The organism is Limnohabitans sp. (assembly GCF_017848645.1).
Taxonomy (GTDB): Bacteria; Pseudomonadota; Gammaproteobacteria; order Burkholderiales; family Burkholderiaceae_C; genus Limnohabitans_A.
The window spans coordinates 21,260-41,362 of the sequence record NZ_JAFEIF010000074.1 but is presented as its reverse complement, the minus strand read 5'-3'; the positions used below and the strand labels follow the sequence as shown (position 1 = coordinate 41,362).

General features: G+C 61.6%; 18 protein-coding genes. 7 read left to right on the top strand and 11 right to left on the bottom strand.

The genetic code is table 11. From position 1 onward, the window contains the following. The 5 genes from QZ190_RS15775 to folC are packed head-to-tail and all read right to left on the bottom strand — an operon-like array spanning position 1 to position 5,419. Positions 1 to 1,212 carry an O-succinylhomoserine sulfhydrylase gene (locus QZ190_RS15775; RefSeq protein WP_291918202.1) on the bottom strand — a complete coding sequence of 404 codons (1,212 nt, stop codon included), beginning with the start codon at positions 1,210 to 1,212 and terminating at the stop codon, positions 1 to 3. Between the two features lie 9 nt (positions 1,213 to 1,221). Beyond that, positions 1,222 to 2,736: an amidophosphoribosyltransferase gene (gene purF, locus QZ190_RS15770; protein WP_291918201.1), complete on the bottom strand. Its 1,515-nt coding sequence runs from the start codon at positions 2,734 to 2,736 to the stop codon at positions 1,222 to 1,224. 39 nt (positions 2,737 to 2,775) lie between these two features. Further along, on the bottom strand, positions 2,776 to 3,270 hold the full coding sequence (locus QZ190_RS15765; protein WP_291918198.1) for a CvpA family protein: 495 nt from the start codon (positions 3,268 to 3,270) through the stop codon (positions 2,776 to 2,778). Between the two features lies 1 nt (position 3,271). Beyond that, positions 3,272 to 4,120: an SPOR domain-containing protein gene (locus QZ190_RS15760; RefSeq protein WP_291918196.1), complete on the bottom strand. Its 849-nt coding sequence runs from the start codon at positions 4,118 to 4,120 to the stop codon at positions 3,272 to 3,274. A 9-nt stretch (positions 4,121 to 4,129) separates the two neighbouring features. After that, entirely contained in the window at positions 4,130 to 5,419 is a 1,290-nt protein-coding gene (folC, locus tag QZ190_RS15755; RefSeq protein ID WP_291918192.1) for a bifunctional tetrahydrofolate synthase/dihydrofolate synthase, read from the bottom strand. Positions 5,420 to 5,469: 50 nt separating this feature from the next. Between folC and QZ190_RS15750 the strand changes: the two genes are divergently transcribed. The 4 genes from QZ190_RS15750 to argG all read left to right on the top strand — a co-directional run bounded on the left by QZ190_RS15750 (position 5,470) and on the right by argG (position 8,471). Beyond that, complete coding sequence (locus tag QZ190_RS15750; protein WP_291918190.1) at positions 5,470 to 5,814, top strand: ArsC family reductase; 345 nt, start codon at positions 5,470 to 5,472, stop codon at positions 5,812 to 5,814. A 188-nt stretch (positions 5,815 to 6,002) separates the two neighbouring features. Next, positions 6,003 to 6,650, top strand: coding sequence for a glycine zipper 2TM domain-containing protein (locus QZ190_RS15745; RefSeq protein ID WP_291918187.1), 648 nt, complete (start codon positions 6,003 to 6,005; stop codon positions 6,648 to 6,650). Between the two features lie 143 nt (positions 6,651 to 6,793). Further along, the gene (locus tag QZ190_RS15740) at positions 6,794 to 7,111 is read left to right on the top strand and encodes a pyrimidine/purine nucleoside phosphorylase (protein ID WP_089963092.1); all 318 of its coding nucleotides are present in this window, start codon (positions 6,794 to 6,796) and stop codon (positions 7,109 to 7,111) included. A 19-nt stretch (positions 7,112 to 7,130) separates the two neighbouring features. Beyond that, on the top strand, positions 7,131 to 8,471 hold the full coding sequence (argG, locus tag QZ190_RS15735; RefSeq protein WP_291918184.1) for an argininosuccinate synthase: 1,341 nt from the start codon (positions 7,131 to 7,133) through the stop codon (positions 8,469 to 8,471). 334 nt (positions 8,472 to 8,805) lie between these two features. Here the strand turns inward: argG and murB are convergent, their stop codons facing one another. Further along, on the bottom strand, positions 8,806 to 9,858 hold the full coding sequence (gene murB / locus QZ190_RS15730) for a UDP-N-acetylmuramate dehydrogenase (protein ID WP_291918181.1): 1,053 nt from the start codon (positions 9,856 to 9,858) through the stop codon (positions 8,806 to 8,808). A gap of 41 nt (positions 9,859 to 9,899) precedes the next feature. Between murB and QZ190_RS15725 the strand changes: the two genes are divergently transcribed. Then, positions 9,900 to 10,385: a YajQ family cyclic di-GMP-binding protein gene (locus QZ190_RS15725; RefSeq protein ID WP_291918178.1), complete on the top strand. Its 486-nt coding sequence runs from the start codon at positions 9,900 to 9,902 to the stop codon at positions 10,383 to 10,385. A 22-nt stretch (positions 10,386 to 10,407) separates the two neighbouring features. Here QZ190_RS15725 and QZ190_RS15720 read toward each other — a convergent pair whose 3' ends face one another. The 4 genes from QZ190_RS15720 to QZ190_RS15705 all read right to left on the bottom strand — a co-directional run bounded on the left by QZ190_RS15720 (position 10,408) and on the right by QZ190_RS15705 (position 15,022). Continuing rightward, on the bottom strand, positions 10,408 to 11,154 hold the full coding sequence (locus tag QZ190_RS15720; RefSeq protein WP_291918175.1) for a 2OG-Fe dioxygenase family protein: 747 nt from the start codon (positions 11,152 to 11,154) through the stop codon (positions 10,408 to 10,410). Between the two features lie 62 nt (positions 11,155 to 11,216). Then, positions 11,217 to 12,236, bottom strand: a complete 1,020-nt coding sequence (locus tag QZ190_RS15715; RefSeq protein ID WP_108379982.1) for a methionine synthase — start codon at positions 12,234 to 12,236, stop codon at positions 11,217 to 11,219. A gap of 26 nt (positions 12,237 to 12,262) precedes the next feature. Further along, on the bottom strand, positions 12,263 to 13,282 hold the full coding sequence (locus QZ190_RS15710) for an LLM class flavin-dependent oxidoreductase (RefSeq protein WP_291918167.1): 1,020 nt from the start codon (positions 13,280 to 13,282) through the stop codon (positions 12,263 to 12,265). Positions 13,283 to 13,306: 24 nt separating this feature from the next. Next, a complete protein-coding gene (locus QZ190_RS15705) occupies positions 13,307 to 15,022 on the bottom strand; it encodes a long-chain fatty acid--CoA ligase (protein WP_291918164.1) in 1,716 nt (571 codons plus the stop codon). Positions 15,023 to 15,227: 205 nt separating this feature from the next. On the opposite strand from QZ190_RS15705, the gene QZ190_RS15700 reads away from it, so the two are divergent. Both QZ190_RS15700 and QZ190_RS15695 read left to right on the top strand, forming a co-directional pair. Then, entirely contained in the window at positions 15,228 to 15,848 is a 621-nt protein-coding gene (locus QZ190_RS15700; protein WP_291918161.1) for a response regulator, read from the top strand. A 131-nt stretch (positions 15,849 to 15,979) separates the two neighbouring features. Beyond that, positions 15,980 to 16,390 carry a DUF655 domain-containing protein gene (locus tag QZ190_RS15695; protein WP_291918159.1) on the top strand — a complete coding sequence of 137 codons (411 nt, stop codon included), beginning with the start codon at positions 15,980 to 15,982 and terminating at the stop codon, positions 16,388 to 16,390. 48 nt (positions 16,391 to 16,438) lie between these two features. Here QZ190_RS15695 and QZ190_RS15690 read toward each other — a convergent pair whose 3' ends face one another. Continuing rightward, entirely contained in the window at positions 16,439 to 20,101 is a 3,663-nt protein-coding gene (locus QZ190_RS15690; protein ID WP_291918156.1) for a hydantoinase B/oxoprolinase family protein, read from the bottom strand. Positions 20,102 to 20,103 lie beyond the last annotated feature (2 nt).

The window sequence follows — 20,103 nt, the reverse complement described above, 5'->3', positions numbered from 1 at the left end:
TCAGAGGGTATCGAGACCACGGGAGAGGTCTTTTTGGATGTCTTGCGGGTATTCAAGGCCAACGGCCACGCGGATCAGGCCCTGGCCAATACCGGCAGCTTGCCGCTGGGCCTCGGTCAGGCGGCCGTGCGAGGTGCTGGCCGGGTGCGCGACCATGGTTTTGGTGTCGCCCAAGTTGGTGGCCAAAGACAGCATTTTCATCTGGTCCATCACATGGAAAGCGCGTTGGCGCGAGGCCTCAGGGCCCTCGGCTTTCACCTCAAAGGACAACACCGCGCCGCCCAAGCCAGACATCTGGCGCATGGCCAGGTCGTGCTGCGGGTGACTGGCCAAGCCGGGGTAGAACACGCGCGACACGGCGGGGTGCTTTTCCAGCCATTCGGCCAAGATTTGCGCACGGGCGCTTTGCGCCCGCATGCGCAGGTCCAGGGTTTCCAGTCCTTTGAGCACCACCCAGGCGTTGAAGGGCGCGAGCGTCATGCCCCCGCTTTTGAGTACCGGCAAAAACTTTTCGGTGATCATTTGCTGCGGCGCGCACAGCGCCCCGGCCATCACGCGGCCCTGGCCGTCCAGGTACTTGGTGCCCGAATGCATGATGATGTCGGCCCCCATGGCCACAGGGCGTTGCAGGGAGGGCGTGGCGAAACAGTTGTCCACGGCAAACAAAGCCCCCGCGTTGTGCGCGATGTCGGCCAGCGCCTGGATGTCACACACCTCGGTCAGCGGGTTGGTCGGGGTTTCGGCAAACAGCAAACGTGTGTTGGGTCGAACCGCCGCTTGCCACTCTTTCAAGTCGGTTTGCGAGACAAAGCTGGACTCCACGCCGAACTTGGCCAGGTCCGAGCCAATCAGCTTGATGGTCGAGCCAAACATGGAGCGCGAGCACACCACATGGTCACCCGCCTTGAGCAAGCCCATGCACATCATCAAGATGGCAGACATGCCCGAGGACGTGCCCATGGCCGCTTCGGTACCCTCAAGCGCCGCCAGACGCATTTCCATGCTGGCCACCGTGGGGTTGCCGTAGCGGCCGTAGGTGTAGCCCTCTTCGTCACCCGCAAATCGGGCGGCGGCGGCGGCGGCCGACGGCTGCACGTAGCCGCTGGTCAGGTACAGCGCCTCGGAGTTTTCGCCATACTGGCTGCGCTCCACGGCGGCACGCACCGCCAGGGTTTCGATGTGCAGGTCGTCAAATCTTTGGGCTTCGGTCATGGCAAGTACTCACACGCTGGCGTTGGGCAAAGCCAAACGCGAATTGTCATCATCGCCCTCTTCCACCTGGAGTCGGGTTTCGTTCAGACGGGTGATGTCGTCGATGGAAATATCACCGGTCACGTACACGCCGTCGAAGCAAGAGGCATCAAAGTCGGACAGTGCCCCTGCGGCGTTGACACGCGCTTGCGCCACAGCGGTTTTCATGGCGTCCACATCCTGGTAAATCAGGGCGTCGCAGCCGATGATCTCGCGGATCTCTTCGATGCTGCGGCCGTGCGCCACCAGCTCTTCTTTGGTGGGCATGTCGATGCCATACACGTTGGGGTAGCGCACAGGCGGCGCGGCGCTGGCCATGTAGACCTTGCGGGCACCCGCGTCCCGCGCCATTTGCACGATCTCGCGGCTGGTGGTGCCGCGCACGATGGAGTCGTCCACCAACAGCACGTTGCGCCCCTTGAACTCGCTCACGATGGTGTTGAGCTTTTGGCGCACCGACTTTTTGCGCACCGCCTGGCCCGGCATGATGAAGGTGCGGCCCACGTAACGGTTTTTCACAAAACCTTCGCGGTAAGGGATGCCCAGCAGGTGCGCCAACTGTGTGGCGCTGGGGCGGCTGGACTCGGGGATAGGAATGACCACATCGATGTCGCTGGGCGGTACGGTGGAAATCACGCGCTTGGCCAGGGTCTCGCCCAGGTTCAGGCGGGCCTGGTAAACAGAGATGCCGTCCATGGTGGAGTCGGGTCGGGCCAGGTAAACGTATTCAAAAATGCAGGGGCTGAGTTGCGACTTCTCGGCACATGGCTGGGTATGCAGCTGGCCGTCGAGATCGACAAAAATCGCCTCACCCGGGGCCACATCACGGTCAAACTGGTGGCCTGTGCCATCCAATGCGACCGACTCGCTGGCCAGCATGATGGAGCCATCTTCACTGCGGCCCATGCACAAGGGGCGGATGCCATGCGGGTCACGGAAAGCCACCAGGCCATGGCCTGCAATCAGAGCGATCACGGCGTAAGAGCCTTTGACACGGCGGTTCACACCCCGCACGGCCTCGAACACGTCCACCGGCTTGAGGGGCAAGCCGCGTGTGGTTTTTTCCAACTCATGCGCCAGCACATTGAGCAGCACCTCGGAGTCGCTTTCGGTGTTGATGTGGCGGTGGTCGTTGGAAAACAACTCGGCCTTCAAGGCGTGCGCATTGGTCAGGTTGCCGTTGTGCACCAGCACCAAGCCAAAGGGGGCGTTCACATAAAAAGGCTGGGCCTCTTCTTCGCTGAAGGCATTACCCGCCGTGGGGTAGCGCACCTGACCCAAACCGCAACTGCCGGGCAAGCTGCGCATGTTGCGGGTGCGAAACACATCGCGCACCATGCCTTTGGCTTTGTGCATGAAAAATTTGCGGTCCAGTTGCGTGACGATGCCTGCGGCATCCTGGCCCCGGTGCTGCAGCAGCAGCAAGGCGTCATAAATCAACTGATTGACCGGTGCGTTGCTGACAACGCCGACAATTCCACACATACTTTTAATCCGTTCAAAAACCGAACCGCCTGAAAATATTCAAGGCAAATAATCGACAAAGGCTTGTGGCAACAAGGGTTTGAGGCCCTTGAGTGCGAGGTCCAGCCAGGACGGCCCCACAGCACCCCGCCACCAGTCCTCTTGCGACAAACCCAGCAGCTGCAAGACCACCGTCAAGGCCAACAAGAGCACCACGCCGCGCGCCAAACCAAAAATGCCCCCGAGCGCCCGATCCACCGGGCGCAAACCCACGGTTTCCACCAATTTTTTGACCAGCCAGGACAACAATCCGGCTGTAAACAAGGCGGCAACAAAAACCAAGGCAAAAGCCACCGCGTACTGCACCTGCGCCGCCGCTTCTTTGAGAAAAGGCAAAAAGGCCACGGCATCGGCGGCGAACCATTGCGCCAGGATGAAGGCAGCCAACCAGCCAGCCAAGGACAAGACCTCGTAAACCAGGCCACGCCACAAGCCCACCAACATGGAGGCCAGCAACACCGCCAACAAAATCCAGTCGGTCAGGGCGAGGGCCACGTCAGATCCTCAAGACGGCCGCTGACAAGTCGAGTTTGCGAACCTTGGCAGCGGCTTTATCCGCCTCTTCACGGCTGCTGAAGGGCCCCACCCGAACCCGCGTCGTGGATTTGCCGTCAGAGGTCTCCACCACTTGCGTGAAGGTGATCATCCCCGCTTGTTCCAACTTGCGGCGCACCTCGCGCACTTTGGCCGGATCACTGAAGGCACCGACCTGCACCACATGCCGCTCACCTTTGGCTGCGGGAGGCTTGCCATCGAGCAAGGCCCGGGCTTTGTTGCCATCGTCTTTGGGCTTGGCCACGGGCTCGGTTTTGTCGGTTTTGCTGGGTGCTGGCTTGACTTCGGCCTTGACCGCAGGCGGTTTGGGCGCAGCCTCTGAAGGCTTAGTCAGAGGCGCAGGCTCAGGTGCAGGTGCAGGCTTGGGCTCAGGTGCAGGCTTGGGCTCAGGTGCAGGCTTGGGCCCATCCGCGGGCGCAGGCTTGGCGGCTTGAACCACGTCCTCTTTGGCATCCAGGCCTTCTTGCGGAGGCAAGGGTTTGGCGTTGGGCAACAAGGGTTTGGCAGGGCTGGCATCTGCAGGCAGGGTCGGCGTTGCTTTCAAAGGGGCACTGGTGGGACGGTCCGGGATGAGGATCGGGGTGTCCACCGCGACGGGGCGCGGCTGCGTGTCAAACAACAATGGAAAGCCGACCACAGCGAGCAGCACCAGGACCACGGCACCGATCAGGCGGTGGCGGGCGCGTCGACGCACCAACTCGATGCTCTCGCCTGTTCCGGGCGCGACCGTTTCGGCCGAGGCTGGAGATGAGGCCGCTTGACCCGGAAAACGGAACTTGAAAAACGCCATGGCAGGTGCTCAGGGGCTGAGGTGTTTGGCTTGCAGACGCGGGATGCCGTCTTTCAAAACACCGCCCACGGTATAGAAGGAGCCAAAGACCACGATTCTATCAGCCGGGTCTGACGCATCGATGGCAGCCTGCAGGGCTTGCATGGGGTCGGCATGCACGCTGGACGCGGTGTCGCTCCGGGTATTTTGCGCTTGCCAGGCCAGCTGCAAATCAGCCGCTTTGGCGGCACGGGGCAAGGGCAAATCGGTGAAATACCACTTGTCCACCATCGGGTTGACCTTTTGCAGCATGGGCAAGAGGTCCTTGTCGGCCATGGCCCCCAGCACCGCGTGGGTGGTGGGGTAAAAGCCCATGGCGTCCAGGTTGGCTGCCAGCGCCGCCACCGAATGCGGGTTGTGCGCCACGTCCAGCACCAACACCGGCTGGCCTGGCACGATCTGGAAGCGCCCAGGCAGCTCCACCATGGCCAGGCCGTTGCGCACGGCCTGGGCCGTGACGGGGATGCGCTGGCGCAAAGCGTCCAGCGCGGCCAGCACGCCCGAGGCGTTGATCAGCTGGTTCGCTCCACGCAAGGCCGGGTAGGCCATGCCGCTGTAGCGTCGGTCACGCCCTGCCCAAGCCCACTGCTGTTTATCGCCCGAAAAATTGAAATCCCGGCCAAACAACCAAAGTTCAGCCCCCACAGCGGCGGCGTGGTCGATCACGCTTTGCGGCGGCACCGGGTCGCTCACAATCACAGGCCGGCCGGCCCGCATAATGCCCGCCTTCTCAAAGCCAATGCTCTCGCGGTCTTTGCCCAAAATGGCCGTGTGGTCGATGTCGATGCTGGTGATCACCGCGCAATCGGCGTCGATGATGTTCACCGCGTCCAGGCGGCCGCCCAAACCGACCTCCAAAATCGCCACATCCAGGTTTGACTGGGCCATCAGGTGCAGGATGGCCAAGGTGCTGAACTCGAAATAAGTCAGGCTCACATCGCCCCGAACCGCTTCCACGACCGCAAATGCAGCGGCGAAGGCCTCGGGCGAAGCCGATTCGCCGTGAAGGCGGCAGCGCTCTTCAAAATGCACCAGGTGCGGCGAGGTGTAAACGCCCGTGCGGTAACCCGCTTGCAACAAAACGGCTTCGAGCATGGCGCAAGTTGAGCCCTTGCCGTTGGTGCCCGCCACCGTAATAACTGGGCAGTCAAAACGCAAGTCCATGCGATCGGCCACGGTTTTCACGCGGTCCAGCCCCATGTCAATGGCCACGGGGTGTAACTGCTCGCACCAGTCGAGCCATTCCTGTAGAGTCTTCATAGGCGGCGATTGTCGCCCAGTCTTGTCACTTTCCATTTGATCTAATCCCCATGGACCCCATTGTTTACGGCATTCCCAACTGCGACACCGTCAAAAAAGCCCGCACCTGGCTCACCGACCAAGGCTTGAACGCGGCATTTCACGATTTCAAAAAACAAGGTGTGCCCGAGGCGCAGCTGGACACCTGGCTGAACGCGGTGGGCTGGGAAACCCTGCTCAACCGCAAAGGCACCACCTGGCGCAAGCTGGACGCTGCCACGCAAGCAGGCGTGAAGGACAGCGCCAGCGCCAAACAAGTCATGCTGGCACATGCCAGCACCATCAAACGGCCGGTCATTGCCTGGCCCTCGGGCCGGGTCACTGTGGGCTTCGCGCCTGAACAATGGCCTGCCTGAAAACCACACTGGGGCTTGCGGGAGGTTGGCCTTGGCGCAAAGCGGTGGCCTTGGGTACACCTGTATGCACGCAATCCACGACCTTTGAACAACGGCCGCAACTTTACGTGCCAGCCATACGCCAGCGGGCATCCACGGCTAAACTAGTCCACAGTGATTTCACGGAGAAACCGATCATGAAAACCCTGATGACCACACTTTTACTGGCAGCCACCGGGCTGGCGCAGGCCCAGGAAGTCGGACAAGTGATCTCCCGCACCGCGGTGTACCAACAAGTCGCTGTGCCGCGCCAAACCTGCACGCAAACCCCCGTGGCTGTTCAAAACACATCGTCCGGCGCAGGGGCCTTGATGGGGGCCATCGCCGGCGCTGCCGTGGGCAACCAAATCGGGGGCGGATCGGGGCGGGCCTTGGCCACCATGGCCGGTGTCATGGGCGGTGCCATCATGGGCGACCGGATCGAAAATCCGGGCAGTCAAATTCAAAACCAAACCACCTGCACCACCCAGACCGCGTATGAAAACCGTTTGAGCGGGTACAACGTGGTTTACGAATACGCAGGCAAGCAATACAGCGTGCAACTGCCCCAAGACCCTGGCCCCACCATCCAGCTGCAAGTCACGCCCATGGGCATGCCTCAGTCTGCTGCGCCCACAGACACGGTGGTGACCACAACCGCCGTGCTGCCCCCCGTCATCACCGAATCCCGCGTGGTTTATGTCCCCACCCCGGTTTACCGAAACTACCCACCGGTCTACTCCAACATCCAACTGGGCTGGGGCTGGAGCAATGGCCACGTCCACAACCGCCGCCATGGCCACGGCCAGTGGCGCTGAAAGTCCCTGATCGCCGCGCACCATCGATCCCGGATCAGATCGGCTGTCTGGCCTAAAATGCCGGGTTGACTGGCCACCAAGGGCGTCCAAAGACGCCCTTTTCCATTGACGCGGGATTGTCTCGCCCCTTTGAAGCACCACCCATGACCACCCAAACCATCGACGGCGTCTCCGTCAACACCCAAGCCAATGTTTACTTTGACGGCAAATGCGTCAGCCACGGCCTGACCCTGCCCGACGGCACCAAACTGTCGGTGGGCGTGATCCTGCCCGCCACCCTGACCTTCAACACCGGCGCACCCGAAATCATGGAATGCGTGGGCGGCTCCTGCGAATACAAGCTCGACGGCAGCACCGAATGGGTCAAGTCCAGCGCTGGCGAGGAGTTCAGCATCCCCGGCAACTCCAAGTTCGAAATCCGCGTGACCGAGCCCTACCACTACATCTGCCACTTCGGTTGAACCCCCCGAACGAAACGATATGAGCACCATCCTGCAAAACCTGCCCAAAGGGCAAAAAGTTGGTATCGCCTTCTCGGGCGGTCTGGACACCTCTGCCGCCCTGCTGTGGATGAAGCAAAAGGGCGCACTGCCCTACGCCTACACCGCCAACCTGGGCCAGCCTGACGAGTCGGACTACAACGAGATTCCCCGCAAGGCGATGGAATACGGCGCTGAAAAAGCCCGCCTGGTCGACTGCCGCACCCAGCTGGCCCATGAAGGCATCGCCGCCATCCAGAGCGGCGCCTTCCACATCTCCACAGGCGGCATCACCTACTTCAACACCACGCCTCTCGGCCGCGCCGTGACCGGCACCATGCTGGTGGCGGCCATGAAGCAAGACGACGTCAACATTTGGGGCGACGGCAGCACCTTCAAGGGCAACGACATCGAGCGCTTTTACCGTTATGGTTTGCTCACCAACCCGAGCCTGAAGATCTACAAGCCCTGGCTGGACCAGCTGTTCATCGACGAGCTGGGTGGCCGCGCCGAAATGAGCGCCTTCATGACCGCCAACGGCTTTGGCTACAAGATGAGCGCCGAGAAGGCCTACTCCACCGACAGCAACATGCTGGGCGCGACCCACGAAGCCAAGGACCTGGAAAGCCTGCAAAGCGGCATGAAGATCGTCAACCCCATCATGGGCGTGGCGTTCTGGAAGCCCGAAGTCGAGGTCAAGGCCGAAGAAGTGAGCGTGCGCTTTGAAGAAGGCATGCCCGTGGCCCTGAACGGCGTGGAATACGCCGACCCGGTCGAGCTGTTCCTGAAAGCCAACGAAATCGGCGGTCGCCACGGCCTGGGCATGAGCGACCAGATCGAGAACCGCATCATCGAAGCCAAGAGCCGCGGCATTTACGAAGCCCCCGGCATGGCGCTGCTGCACATCGCCTACGAGCGTTTGGTCACCGGCATCCACAACGAAGACACCATCGAGCAGTACCGCATCAACGGCCTGCGCTTGGGCCGCCTGTTGTACCAAGGCCGCTGGTTCGACCCACAGTCCATCATGCTGCGCGAAACCGCCCAGCGCTGGGTGGCCCGCGCCGTGACCGGTACCGTGACGCTGGAGCTGCGCCGCGGCAACGACTACAGCATCCTGAACACCGAGTCGGCCAACCTGACTTACGCCCCAGAGCGTTTGTCGATGGAAAAAGTGGAAGACGCGCCGTTCAGCCCTCTGGACCGCATCGGTCAGCTGACCATGCGCAACCTCGACATCGTCGACACCCGCGCCAAGCTGGGTATTTACGCGCACGCTGGCCTGCTGTCGGTGGGTGAAGGCCCGCACATCTACAAGCTGGATGGCAGCGGCAAGAAGTGATTTTTGCTTTGCTTTAAAGAGAAACGGCCTGCGGGCCGTTTTTTGTTGTCTCGTCTTGCTTGGTTTTGTGGTGTTTTCCGCCTTGTTGCGGGTGCCTGCCGGCTCGCCTCATCACTCGCTTCGCTCGCCAAATCGGCGAGTCCGGCAGGCACCCGCACCAAGGCTAAGTCCCGTCACAAACAGGGAAAGTCTTTGACCCAGCAGCAACGCAGCCCTGGGTATTGGCCTGAGCGGATCGGCCGATTTGGCGAGCGAAGCGAGTTATGAGGCCGACCGCTCAGGCCAATGCCCGGGGCGGAACACAGGCGCTACAAACGACAGCGAACAGTAAGCCTCAAATCACCACAGGCTCCGGCTCCAACCGAATCCCGAACCGCTCGTACACACTGGTCTGAATGGCTTTGGCCAGTGTCATCACCTCGCCCCCCGTGCAGGGGTTCTCACGCCCACCCCGGTTCACCAACACCAGCGCCTGCTTTTCATAGACCCCGGCGTGCCCCACGCTCTTGCCCTTCCAACCGCACGCGTCGATCAGCCAGCCCGCCGCCAACTTGATGGAGCCGTCGGGCATGGGGTAGTGCACCACCTTGGGCTCACGGGCGATGATGTCGGCGCATTGGTCTGCCGTCACAGTGGGGTTTTTAAAAAAGCTGCCCGCGTTGCCAATCACCTGCGGGTCGGGCAGCTTGGCGCGGCGAATCGCCACCACCCAATCAAAAATCTGCCGTGCATCGGGGCTGTGGATGCCCGTCTCGGCCATTTTGCGCTCCAAATCAAGGTAGCCCAGCTCGGGCTTCCAGCGCTTGGGCAACGCAAAACGCACCCGCAAAATCACCGCACGGCCTGCCAGGCCCAAGCCATCGGGTCCGCCCGAGGCGTGTTTGAACACCGAATCGCGGTAGCTGAAGCCGCACTGCGCTGCGTTCAGACTGAACAACTCGCCCGTGAACATGTCCATGGCGTCCAGCGAATCAAAGCGGTCTTGCAGCTCCACCCCGTAGGCACCGATATTCTGAACGGGCGAAGCGCCCACAGTGCCAGGAATCAGGGCCATGTTTTCCAGACCGGGGTAGCCTTGGTCCAGCGTCCAAGCCACCAGCGCGTGCCAGTCGACGCCGGCGCCCGCCTCAATCAGCCAGTGTTTGTCGGTCTCACCCACCAGGCCAATGCCGGGCACTTCCATCTTGAGCACCAGCGCCTTGACGTCGCCCGTCAAAACGATGTTGCTGCCGCCGCCCAGCACCTGCCTTGGCAAGCTGGCCAGTTGCGGGTCGGCCAGCACAGCCAGCAGGTCGGCTTCTGAGCGCACGCGCACCAAAGCATGGGCTTTGGCGGCGATGCCGAAAGTGTTGTACGGCTGCAGAGGGACATTTTTCTCAAGGAACATGGGAGAATTGTCGCATTCTCAACCTTCGGATTTTTAAAGCCATGCCCTCGTTTGATACCGTTTGCGAACCCAATATGGTCGAAGTGCGCAACGCCGTTGACACATCCGCCAAAGAAATTGGCACCCGCTTTGACTTCAAAGGCACCTCGGCCAACATCGAACTCAAGGACAAAGAGATCACGATGTTCGGCGATGCCGAGTTTCAGCTCACGCAGGTCGAAGACATCCTGCGCAACAAACTGACCAAGCGCAACGTGGACGTGCGCTTTCTGGACATTGGCAAAGTCGAGAAGATCGGCGGCGACAAGGTCAAGCAGGTGATCAAGGTCAAAAATGGCATCGAGACCGAAGACGCCAAAAAGATCACCAAAGTGATCAAGGAAAGCAAGCTCAAAGTGCAGGCGTCCATCCAGGGCGATGCGGTGCGCGTGACCGGTGCCAAGCGCGATGACCTGCAGGCCGCCATGGCCCTGCTGCGCAATGACATGACCGAGCTGCCGCTGTCGTTCGACAACTTCAGGGATTGATCCGGGTTGAACCCGCGCTGGTTCAGCGCGTGGGCTCGTCCAAAAAGCCACCCGAGCGCAGCGTGACCACCAAGGTGTCGCGCCAGCCGCCAGCCAGCTCGGGCTGAATGGGGGTGGTCTCGTGGATCACGCGGCTGTCGTCCAGCAGCAGCACCGACCAAGGCTCGCTCAGGGTGAAGCGCTGGCCTCGGGGACTGTCCATGTCGAACACCCGCGTTTCGCCGCCTTTGATGCCGTGGCGGCCCACCAAAAAAACCGCCACCCAGTTCACGCCATCGCGGTGCGCCCCTTCAGGCGTGGGTCGGCCAATGCCGTCGGTAGTGTCGATGCGGAACTGGTGGGCTTCGGTGAACCAGGTCTGATCGCCCTGCGCGGCTGAGGCCACGCGGCCCAGCCAGCACAACAATTTTTGCCAAGCCGCTTGTTGCACCACCTCGGGCGACATCGGCTCAAACCAGCGCTGCATGCCACCGTGCAAGGCGTTGTAAGACAAGGGCTGCCAATGGGCACGGTGCGGCATGGCGGCCGCCTGCTGGGTCGTGACTTCAAAACTGGCGTGACGGCGGCGGCGGTAACGGCCACCATCCTTGAGGTACTGGTCGGGTGGCAGATCGTTCCAGCTCGGCTCCAAAGCTTGCAAGTCTTCGATCTGCACGCCCGCCAAAGCACAGACACTGGTGGCCCCAAGCACCGCAAAACCTTGCGCCGCCAAAGTGGCGTTGAGCTGGTCAGCGGGGGTCAGAGGGGGCAGCAGGGTTTGTTGGGTCATGAAAACGTCCAGGAGATCAGGCAAAGGACGCAAGCATAACGCGCACCCTGAGCTGGGTGCCTTCAAGCGTAACGCTGGCTGGCCAGTTTCGCGCCTTCGGCCAAGGCCTTGAGCTTGGCTTCGGCCACGGCGCGACTCATCGGGGCCAAGCCGCAGTTGGTGCAGGCAATCAGGCGGTTTTTGGGCACAAACTGCAGGGCACGGCCAATGGTATCGGCGATTTCTTCGGGCGTTTCAATGGCCGGGTTGGCCACGTCGATCACGCCGACCATCACATCCTTGCCTTCCAGCAGCTTCATCATTTCCATCGGCACATGCGAGTGCATGCACTCGAGGCTCACTTGCTGGATGCTGCTCTTGGCGAGCGCCGGGAACACCTTTTCATACTGACGCCACTCGTGGCCCAGCGTCTCTTTCCATTTGTTGTTGGCCTCGATGCCGTAGCCGTAACAAATGTGCACGGCCGTGGTGCAGGTCAGGCCCCGCGCAGCCACCTCCAGCGCCTTCACGCCCCAGTCGGCGGCATCGTCCATGTAGACGTTGAACGCGGGTTCATCGAACTGGATGATGTCCACGCCATCGGCTTGCAGCGCCAGCGCTTCCTGGTTGAGCAATTCGGCAAAGGCCATGGCCATCTTGACCTTGTCGCCATAAAAACGGTCGGCCACGGTGTCCACAATCGTCATCGGGCCGGGCAAGGTGAATTTGAGTTTTTTCTTCGTGTGGGCACGGGCCAGCTGGGCTTCAAAGGCGTGCACACGACCTTTGAGGCGCAAGGGTGCAATGACTTGTGGCACCTGCGCGTCGTAGCGGTTGTTGCGGATGCCCATGGTGACTTTGTTCACAAAGTCGATGCCCTCGACTTGCTCGACAAAGCCGTGCACAAAGTGCTGGCGCGCCTGCTCGCCGTCACCGATCACATCCAGACCTGCGTCTTCTTGCGCCTTGATCCACAGCAGCGTGGCATCGGCCTTGGCTTGCTGCAGCTCGGGGCCTTGGGTGGTCCACTGGGGCCAGAGTTTTTCGGTCTCGGCGAGCCAAGCGGGTTTGGGCAAGCTGCCAGCAATTGCGGTGGTGAACATGTCAAAAATCCTGAGGGTTTCAAAAATCAAAGCGTGGAGTTTGCCGTCAATCCAAATTCTTGGGCGAGCAACTCGTAAGAGCGCATTTGCGCTGCAGGGTCATGCGTCCAGGTGATGACCACCAACTCTTGCACCTCCAGCCGCACAGCCAGTTGGCGCAGCTTGCGGCCCACCGTGGCGGCGGAGCCGATCAGGGCCGAATCGCGCAGACGCTCCAGGGCGAATTGCTCGGCCGGGCTGTAATCACGCGCCGCTTCTTCAGGCGGCAAGAGCGCCCCGATGCGGCCCAGATTCCGGTCCATCTTCCAGCGGGCACGGCTCTCGAACAGGCGCAGCGCCTCTTCGTCGGTGTCGGCGGCCAAGGCCCAGACGCACAAGGCAGAGTGAGGCTTGGCCAAGCCCTCGCTGGGCCGGAAAGTTTCACGGTAAATCTGCAGCGCTTCGTCTGCGCCCTGCCCATCGGTGATGAAGTAGGCAAACGCGTAAGGCAGGCCCAGGTGGGCGGCCAATTGGGCCCCATAGTCCGAGCTGCCCAGCATCCACACGATGGGCGAGGTGTCCGACTGAGGGTAGGCAAACACGTTGTGCCCCGGGTGGCCGGGCGGCAGGTTGTGGCCACTCACCCAGGCTTGCATTTCCATGACTTGCTGCGGAAAACGCTCCGAGGCGCTGCGGTCGGGGTTGAGCAACTGCGCGGTCCGCCCGTCGCTGCCGGGCGCGCGGCCCACGCCCAGGTCGATGCGGCCGGGCGCCAAGGCGTCCAGCACACGGAACTGCTCAGCCACTTTCAGGGGCGCATAGTGCGGCAACATCACCCCCGCACTACCAATGCGGATACGCTGGGTGCAGGCGGCAATTGCGGCCATCAGGACCTCGGGGGCGCTGCCCACGATGCTGGGGTGGCTGTGGTGCTCGCTCACCCAAAAGCGGTCATAACCCCAAGCCTCGGCCTTTTGCGCCAACGCCAGGGTCTGGCGAATGGTCGCGTCCTGGCCGCGCCCGGAGGCAGCAGCCGATTGGTCAAGGATGGAAAGTCTCAGGCTCATTCGTTTGGAACTCGGTATATGGGCTCAAGCCTTCGCAGGTGTGCCCAAGGCGGCCATTTCGGCCTCTTGCAGTGCCCGCCACATGACTTTGCCGCTGCCACTCTTGGGCAAGGCGTCAACAAAACTCACGGCGCGGGGCATTTTGTAAACGGCCATGTTCTCACGGCACCAGTCGATGATGTCCTGCTCGGACACTTTGCCCTTGTGGTCTTGCCGCAAAACCACCACCGCCTTGACCGACTCGCCCCGGTAGGCGTCTCGGGTGGCGATGATGCAGGCCTCTTGAATGGCCGGGTGGCGGAACATCAAGGCCTCGACCTCGGCGGGCCAGACCTTGAAACCGCTGGCGTTGATCATGCGCTTCAAGCGGTCGGTCATGAAGAAGTAACCTGCTTCATCGACCCGGCCCATGTCGCCCGATCGGAAAAACCGAAAGCCGTCGCGCTCAAAAAAAGCAGCTGCAGTCGCCTCTGGCCGCTTCCAGTAACCCTTGAACACCTGCGGGCCGCTGATCACGATCTCACCCGACTCGCCTGGTGGCAATTCGACCAAGGTGTCGGGATCGACGATGCGCGACTCCACACTGAAAAATGGAATGCCCAAACACTGCTTTTTGGGCGCATCGGGCGGGTTGGTGTGCGAAGGCGCCGCCGTCTCGGTCAGGCCATAGCCCTCCACATAACGCAGGCCAAATTGGTCCAGCAAACGCTGGGCCACGGCCTCGGGCATGGCCGCGCCGCCACCGCCGATGTAGACCAGGCTCGTCAGGTCGTAGCGGTCCATGTGGGGACTGCCCAGCAAATCGATCACCATGGTCGGGATGTTGGTCCAGTGCGTGACGCGCCATTTCGAGATCAAATGCCCCGCCACATCGCGGTCCCAGCGCGGCATGACCACCAGGCTCGCGCCCAGCAAGATGCTGGTGTGCATCACGCTCACCATGCCGGTGATGTGGAACATGGGCACCACACACAAGGTCACGTTTTCGGGCGTGCCATTGCCCCACAAACCGCTGGACATGGCGTTGTGCATGATGGTGCCATGCGTGTGCATGCAGCCTTTGGGCAAGCCAGTGGTGCCGCTGGTGTAGGGCAAGATCGCCAGGTCGTCGGTTTTCGCCTGGGGCGGTGGCAAAGCCACAGCGGGCTGGGCCATGAGCGCCGCCCAGGCATGCACTTGACCCGAACTCAAAACCGGCAAATCACGCACCGGCAGCAACCAGGGCCGCCAAGCCTCGGGCATGTCTTCAGGACCCACAGCCGCAGGGTCAAACACATCGGTGAATTGCGTCACAACCAGATGTTTCAGGCGCTGCTCGGGAGGCAAGGCCTCGCTGGCCTGGGCCAGGTCGGGGGCCAAGTCGGCGGTGGTCACCGCCACCCGTGTGTCCGGGTCGGTGATGTAGTGCTTGAGCTCTTCGGCCCGGTTCATCGGGTTGACCGGCACCACCACCGCGTCGATGCGCAAAATCGCAAAGTGCGTGATCACCAGCTGCGGGCAATTTTGCATGTCCAAGACCACGCGGTCCCCGGCTTGCACACCCAAAGCCTTGAGTTGCCCCGCCAACTGTTCTGCGCTGGCCATCAACTCGCGGTAGGTCCAGACCCGACCCATGAACACCAAAGCCGCTTTATCGGGATAGCGCATGGCGCTGATGGCCAGGTTCATCCACAAGGAAGTGGCGGGCGCCGTGATCCGGGCGGGCAGGCGAGCAGGCCATACAGCAGCGTGAGCGGGCATCAAAGGGTCTCCTGTTATTGGCCGTCATATTAAGGGCGCACCTCACTGGGAGAGGCTTTGCATTTGTCGCGGACGGGACCGGCTTTCATCACGAATAAGACGTCTTGATGAGATTGATCCGCTTAATTTGTTTCAAGATGTTTCTATAAAGGTAAAAAAGTATTCCTTTTAAGCCATTTGGCATTTTTATCACTAAAATAAAGCCATGCAAACACATCCCACACCCGACACGCCCGAAGACTACTGTGGCACCACCTACGCAGCCAAATTGCTGGGCTTGTCGGTGGGCACCATCCAGACTTTGGTGGAAAAAAACGAACTGCAGGCCTGGAAGACCCAGGGCGGACACCGCCGCATCTCCATGCCCTCGATTCGCGAGTACCAGAAAAAACACAACATGCTGATGAGCCCCGGCGAAAGCCGTGAGTACAGGCTGCGTGTTTTGCTGGTCGAAGACGATCCCGTGACCCGAGACATGGTGCGCGACTTCTGCAACCGCTGTGAGATGCCTGTGGACTGCACGGCCATGTCCTCGGGTCTGGAAGCCCTCATTGACATGGCCAGCATCCAACCCGATGTGCTCATTGCCGACCTGAACATGCCCGGCGTAGATGGGTTTGAGCTGCTGCGCACCCTCAAACACTCGACCCAATTCCAGCGCATGACTTGTTTGGTGATCTCGGCCTTGTCACAAGAAGAAATCGCGGCTCGGGGCGGCTTGCCCGAAGGCACCATCTTCATGGCCAAGCCTGTGAACATGCAATGGTTCAATGGCTTTTTCACCGCATTGATCGCAGGACGAAAGCTGGAACACCAGGCGGCTTGAGACAGCATTTTTGATTCATTAATTAATACATTTTGTTTCAATTTAGGCCGCAAACCTCTTCGCAAGCTCATAGTGCTTTCCCACAATGGACCGCACTGCACATTTTTGCAGTCAACCAGAGGAGAGCCGACGTGTGGAAGAAAATCGCAGGTGTATTGCTGACCCTTGGCTTCGCGGGGCTGACCTGGGCCCAACAAATTGACTTGAACAAAGCCACCGAGGTCGAGCTGGATGCCTTGAAAGGCGTGGGGCCCGTGCTGACCAAAGAGCTGATGAACGAGCGTAAAAAGGCGCCCTTCAAAGACTGGGAAGACGTGACCAGCCGTGTCAAGGGGCTTGGACCGCAAAAGGCCAGCAGCTTGTCCGACCAAGGTGTGCGGGTGCAGGGCAGCACCTACACAGCCAAATCGGCGGGTACAGCCGCAGAAAAAAAACCGGCCAAAGCGGCAGACTCCGCCAAGGATGCGCCCAAGGACAGCGGCAAAGCAGCCCCCAAGAGCGCCGATGCCACTGCAGGCAAAGCACCAGCCGCCAAGAACTGATCAAGCGTGACCCCGTTTCGGGCAGACCCGCCTGCCCGAAACATCGCCTCAGTCTTTCCCGAATCCCCCCCCGCCGGGCGTGTGAATCTCAAACACATCACCCGCTAGCATCTCGACTTGGCCAATGTGCGCGAGCTCTTGCACCGTGCCGTCGGCGCGCACCACGCGGTTGATGCCCGGCAAGCCGCTGTGCCCACCTGCCATGCCAAAAGCCGGATGAATGCGACCATTGGACAAAATGCCCGCCGTCATCGGCTCCAAGAAGCGCACCCGGCGCACGCCGCCTTCACCACCCCTCCAGCGGCCCGCGCCGCCCGAGCCTTGTCGAATGGCATAACTTTCCAGCCGAACCGGAAAGCGGAACTCCAGCACTTCGGGGTCCGTGAGACGTGAATTGGTCATGTGGGTTTGCACCACCGAGGTGCCGTCAAAACCACCCACCAATTGGCCCTGCGCATCAAAGCGCCCACCCGCACCGCTGCCGCCCGAGATGGTTTCGTAGTACTGCACCCGCGCATTGCCAAAAGTGAAGTTGTTCATGGTCGGCTGGCTGCCCGCCATCACACCCAAAGCGCCAAACAGCGCGTTGGTGATGCAGGTCGAAGTTTCCACATTGCCCGCTACCACCGAAGCGGGCGGATTGGGGTTGAGCATGGAGCCTTGCGGAATGATGACCTTGAGCGGCTTAAGGCACCCGGCGTTCAGCGGGATGTCGTCGTCCACCAAACTGCGGAACACGTACAGCACCGCCGCCATGCACACCGCCCGTGGGGCGTTGAAGTTGTTGGGCAGCTGGGCGCTGGTGCCAGTGAAGTCGATCTCGGCCGTGCGCTCAGCGGCATTCACGCGCACCGCCACCTGGATCTGCGCGCCGTTGTCCAGCGGCAAAGTGAAAGCGCCGTTTTTGAGGCGCGTGATAACCCGACGCACCGATTCTTCCGCGTTGTCCTGCACATGGCGCATGTAGGCCTGCACCACGTCCAGGCCAAACTGCTCGACCATGCGGCGCAGCTCTTGCACGCCTTTTTCGTTAGCGGCAATTTGCGCTTTCAAGTCGGCCATGTTTTGCGCCGGGTTGCGCGAGGGGTATTCGCCGCTTTGCAGCAGCGCCACCATCTCGGCCTCGCGCAAATGGCCCGCCTCGACCAGCTTGACGTTGTTGATCTGCACGCCCTCTTCTTCGATGCGTGTGGAAAACGGTGGCATGGAGCCTGGCGTCAAGCCGCCCACATCGGCGTGGTGCCCGCGTGAGCCGACATAAAACACCGGGTCAGCGTGGCCGTCCAGATAAACCGGAGTGATCACCGTGATGTCAGGCAAGTGCGTGCCGCCGTGGTACGGGTCGTTCAGCACAAACACATCGCCCGGCTGCATGCGGCCTTGGTTCTCCTTGATCACGGTCTGGATGCTCTCGCCCATGGAGCCCAAATGCACCGGCATGTGTGGCGCATTGGCAATCAAGTGCCCTTCGGCGCTGAACAGGGCGCACGAGAAGTCCAAGCGCTCCTTGATATTGACCGAGTAGGCCGTGTTTTGCAGCTGCAAACCCATTTGCTCGGCGATGTTCATGAACAGGTTGTTGAACACCTCCAGCAGCACAGGGTCAGCCTGCGTGCCTGCCGCGTGTTGCACCGCGCGCGCCTGCACGCGCACAAGCAGCAAATGGTCGAGTGACGTGAGGCGTGCTTGCCAACCGGGTTCGACCACGGTGGTGGCGTTTTTCTCGGCAATGATGGCCGGGCCATCGATCACATCGCCGGGGCGCATGTCTTCACGCACCACCAGCGCGGCGCCCTGCCACTCGGCCACGCCTTGCGCATTCGCTGCGTACACCCGCACCGTGTCGCGGCGCGGCACATCGCGCTGCGGGTGCACGGCCAGCACAGCTTCTTCAGGCGCATCGCCGGGCAGCACCGCTTCGACCGACACCGCTTCGACCACCAAGGCCTTGCCCTGCATTAAGAACGCAAATCGCTGTCGGTAAGCCGCCTCAAACCCGGCCACCAATTGGGCTTGAGCGCCCCAAGGCACGACCAGCGCCGAATCGGTGCCTTCGTAACGCAAATGCACGCGTTGGCGCAGCTCGATGCGGTCAGCACTGGTCGCGTCCCGGCCCATTTGCGCCAGCAAGGCCAAGCGGGTGGATTCGCCCAAAGCCTGCAAGCGCTCGGCCATGAAGGGCATGGCCGTAGCGTCCAAGCGCCGCTCCACCGATTCCTCGCGCATGACGTTCTGGTCGGCCAGGCCCATGCCATAGGCCGACAGCACGCCCGCCAGCGGGTGCACCAGCACCTGCGACATGCCCAAAGCATCGGCCACCAAACACGCATGCTGCCCACCCGCACCGCCAAAGCACTGCAAGGTGTAACGCGTCACGTCATAGCCCCGAGCCACCGAAATTTTCTTAATGGCGTTGGCCATTTGCTGCACCGCGATCTGGATGAAACCGTGCGCCACATCTTCGGCAGCGCGGCCGGTTTGCGCGGCCAGTTTTGCAAAATGCCCGCGCACCACCTCGGCATCCAGCGGCTGGTTCGCCTCGGGCCCAAACACCGACGGAAAAAACTGCGGTTGCACCTTGCCCACCATCACGTTCGCATCGGTCACGGCCAGCGGCCCGCCCCGGCGGTAACTGGCCGGGCCGGGGTTGGCCCCAGCACTTTGCGGCCCCACGCGAAACCGCGCACCGTCATAGGCCAGCAAAGACCCGCCGCCTGCGGCCACGGTGTGGATGCTCATCATGGGCGCGCGCATGCGCACGCCCGCCACCTGGGTTTCAAACTCGCGTTCGAACTGCCCGGCAAAGTGCGACACATCTGTAGAGGTGCCGCCCATGTCAAAGCCAATCACCTTGTCGTGCCCCGCCAGCTGCGCCGTGCGGGCCATGCCCACAATGCCGCCCGCCGGGCCGCTCAAGATGGCATCCTTACCTGCAAACACCTGTGCGTCGGTCAGGCCCCCCGAAGACTGCATGAACATCAGTTTCACACCCGGCATCTCGCTGGCCACCTGGTCCACATAGCGGCCCAAAATCGGTGACAAATACGCGTCCACCACCGTGGTGTCGCCCCGGCTGACCAACTTCATCATCGGGCTGGTTTGGTGCGAGGTGCTGACCTGCGTGAAGCCCACTTCACGCGCAAGCCGCGCGGCGGCCAGCTCGTGCGCGGTGTGACGCCAGCCGTGCATGAACACCACCGCCACCGAGCGCACACCTTGCGCAAAACTGTTCACCAATTGCGTGCGCAAATGCACCTCGTCGAGCGGTAACAAGACCTCGCCATCTACTGCCACACGCTCTTGCGCTTCCACCACCGCGCTGTAGAGCAACTCGGGCAGCACGATCTGGCGGTCAAACAAGCGCGGGCGATTTTGGTAGGCAATGCGCAGCGCGTCGCCAAAACCCTGTGTGGTCACCAGCAGGGTGGCCTCGCCCTTGCGCTCCAGCAGCGCGTTGGTGGCCACCGTGGTGCCCATCTTCACGCACTCGACCTGTTCCGGTGTAACCGGCTCGCCGGGCTTCAAGCCGAGCAAATGCCGTATGCCCGACACCGCCGCATCGCGGTATTGCTCGGGGTTTTCGCTCAGCAACTTGTGCGTCACCAATGTGCCGTCTGGGCGCTTGCCCACCACATCGGTGAAGGTGCCGCCCCGGTCGATCCAGAATTGCCAACGGTTTTTGCCAGCGGGTGTGATGTGGGATTCGGTCATAG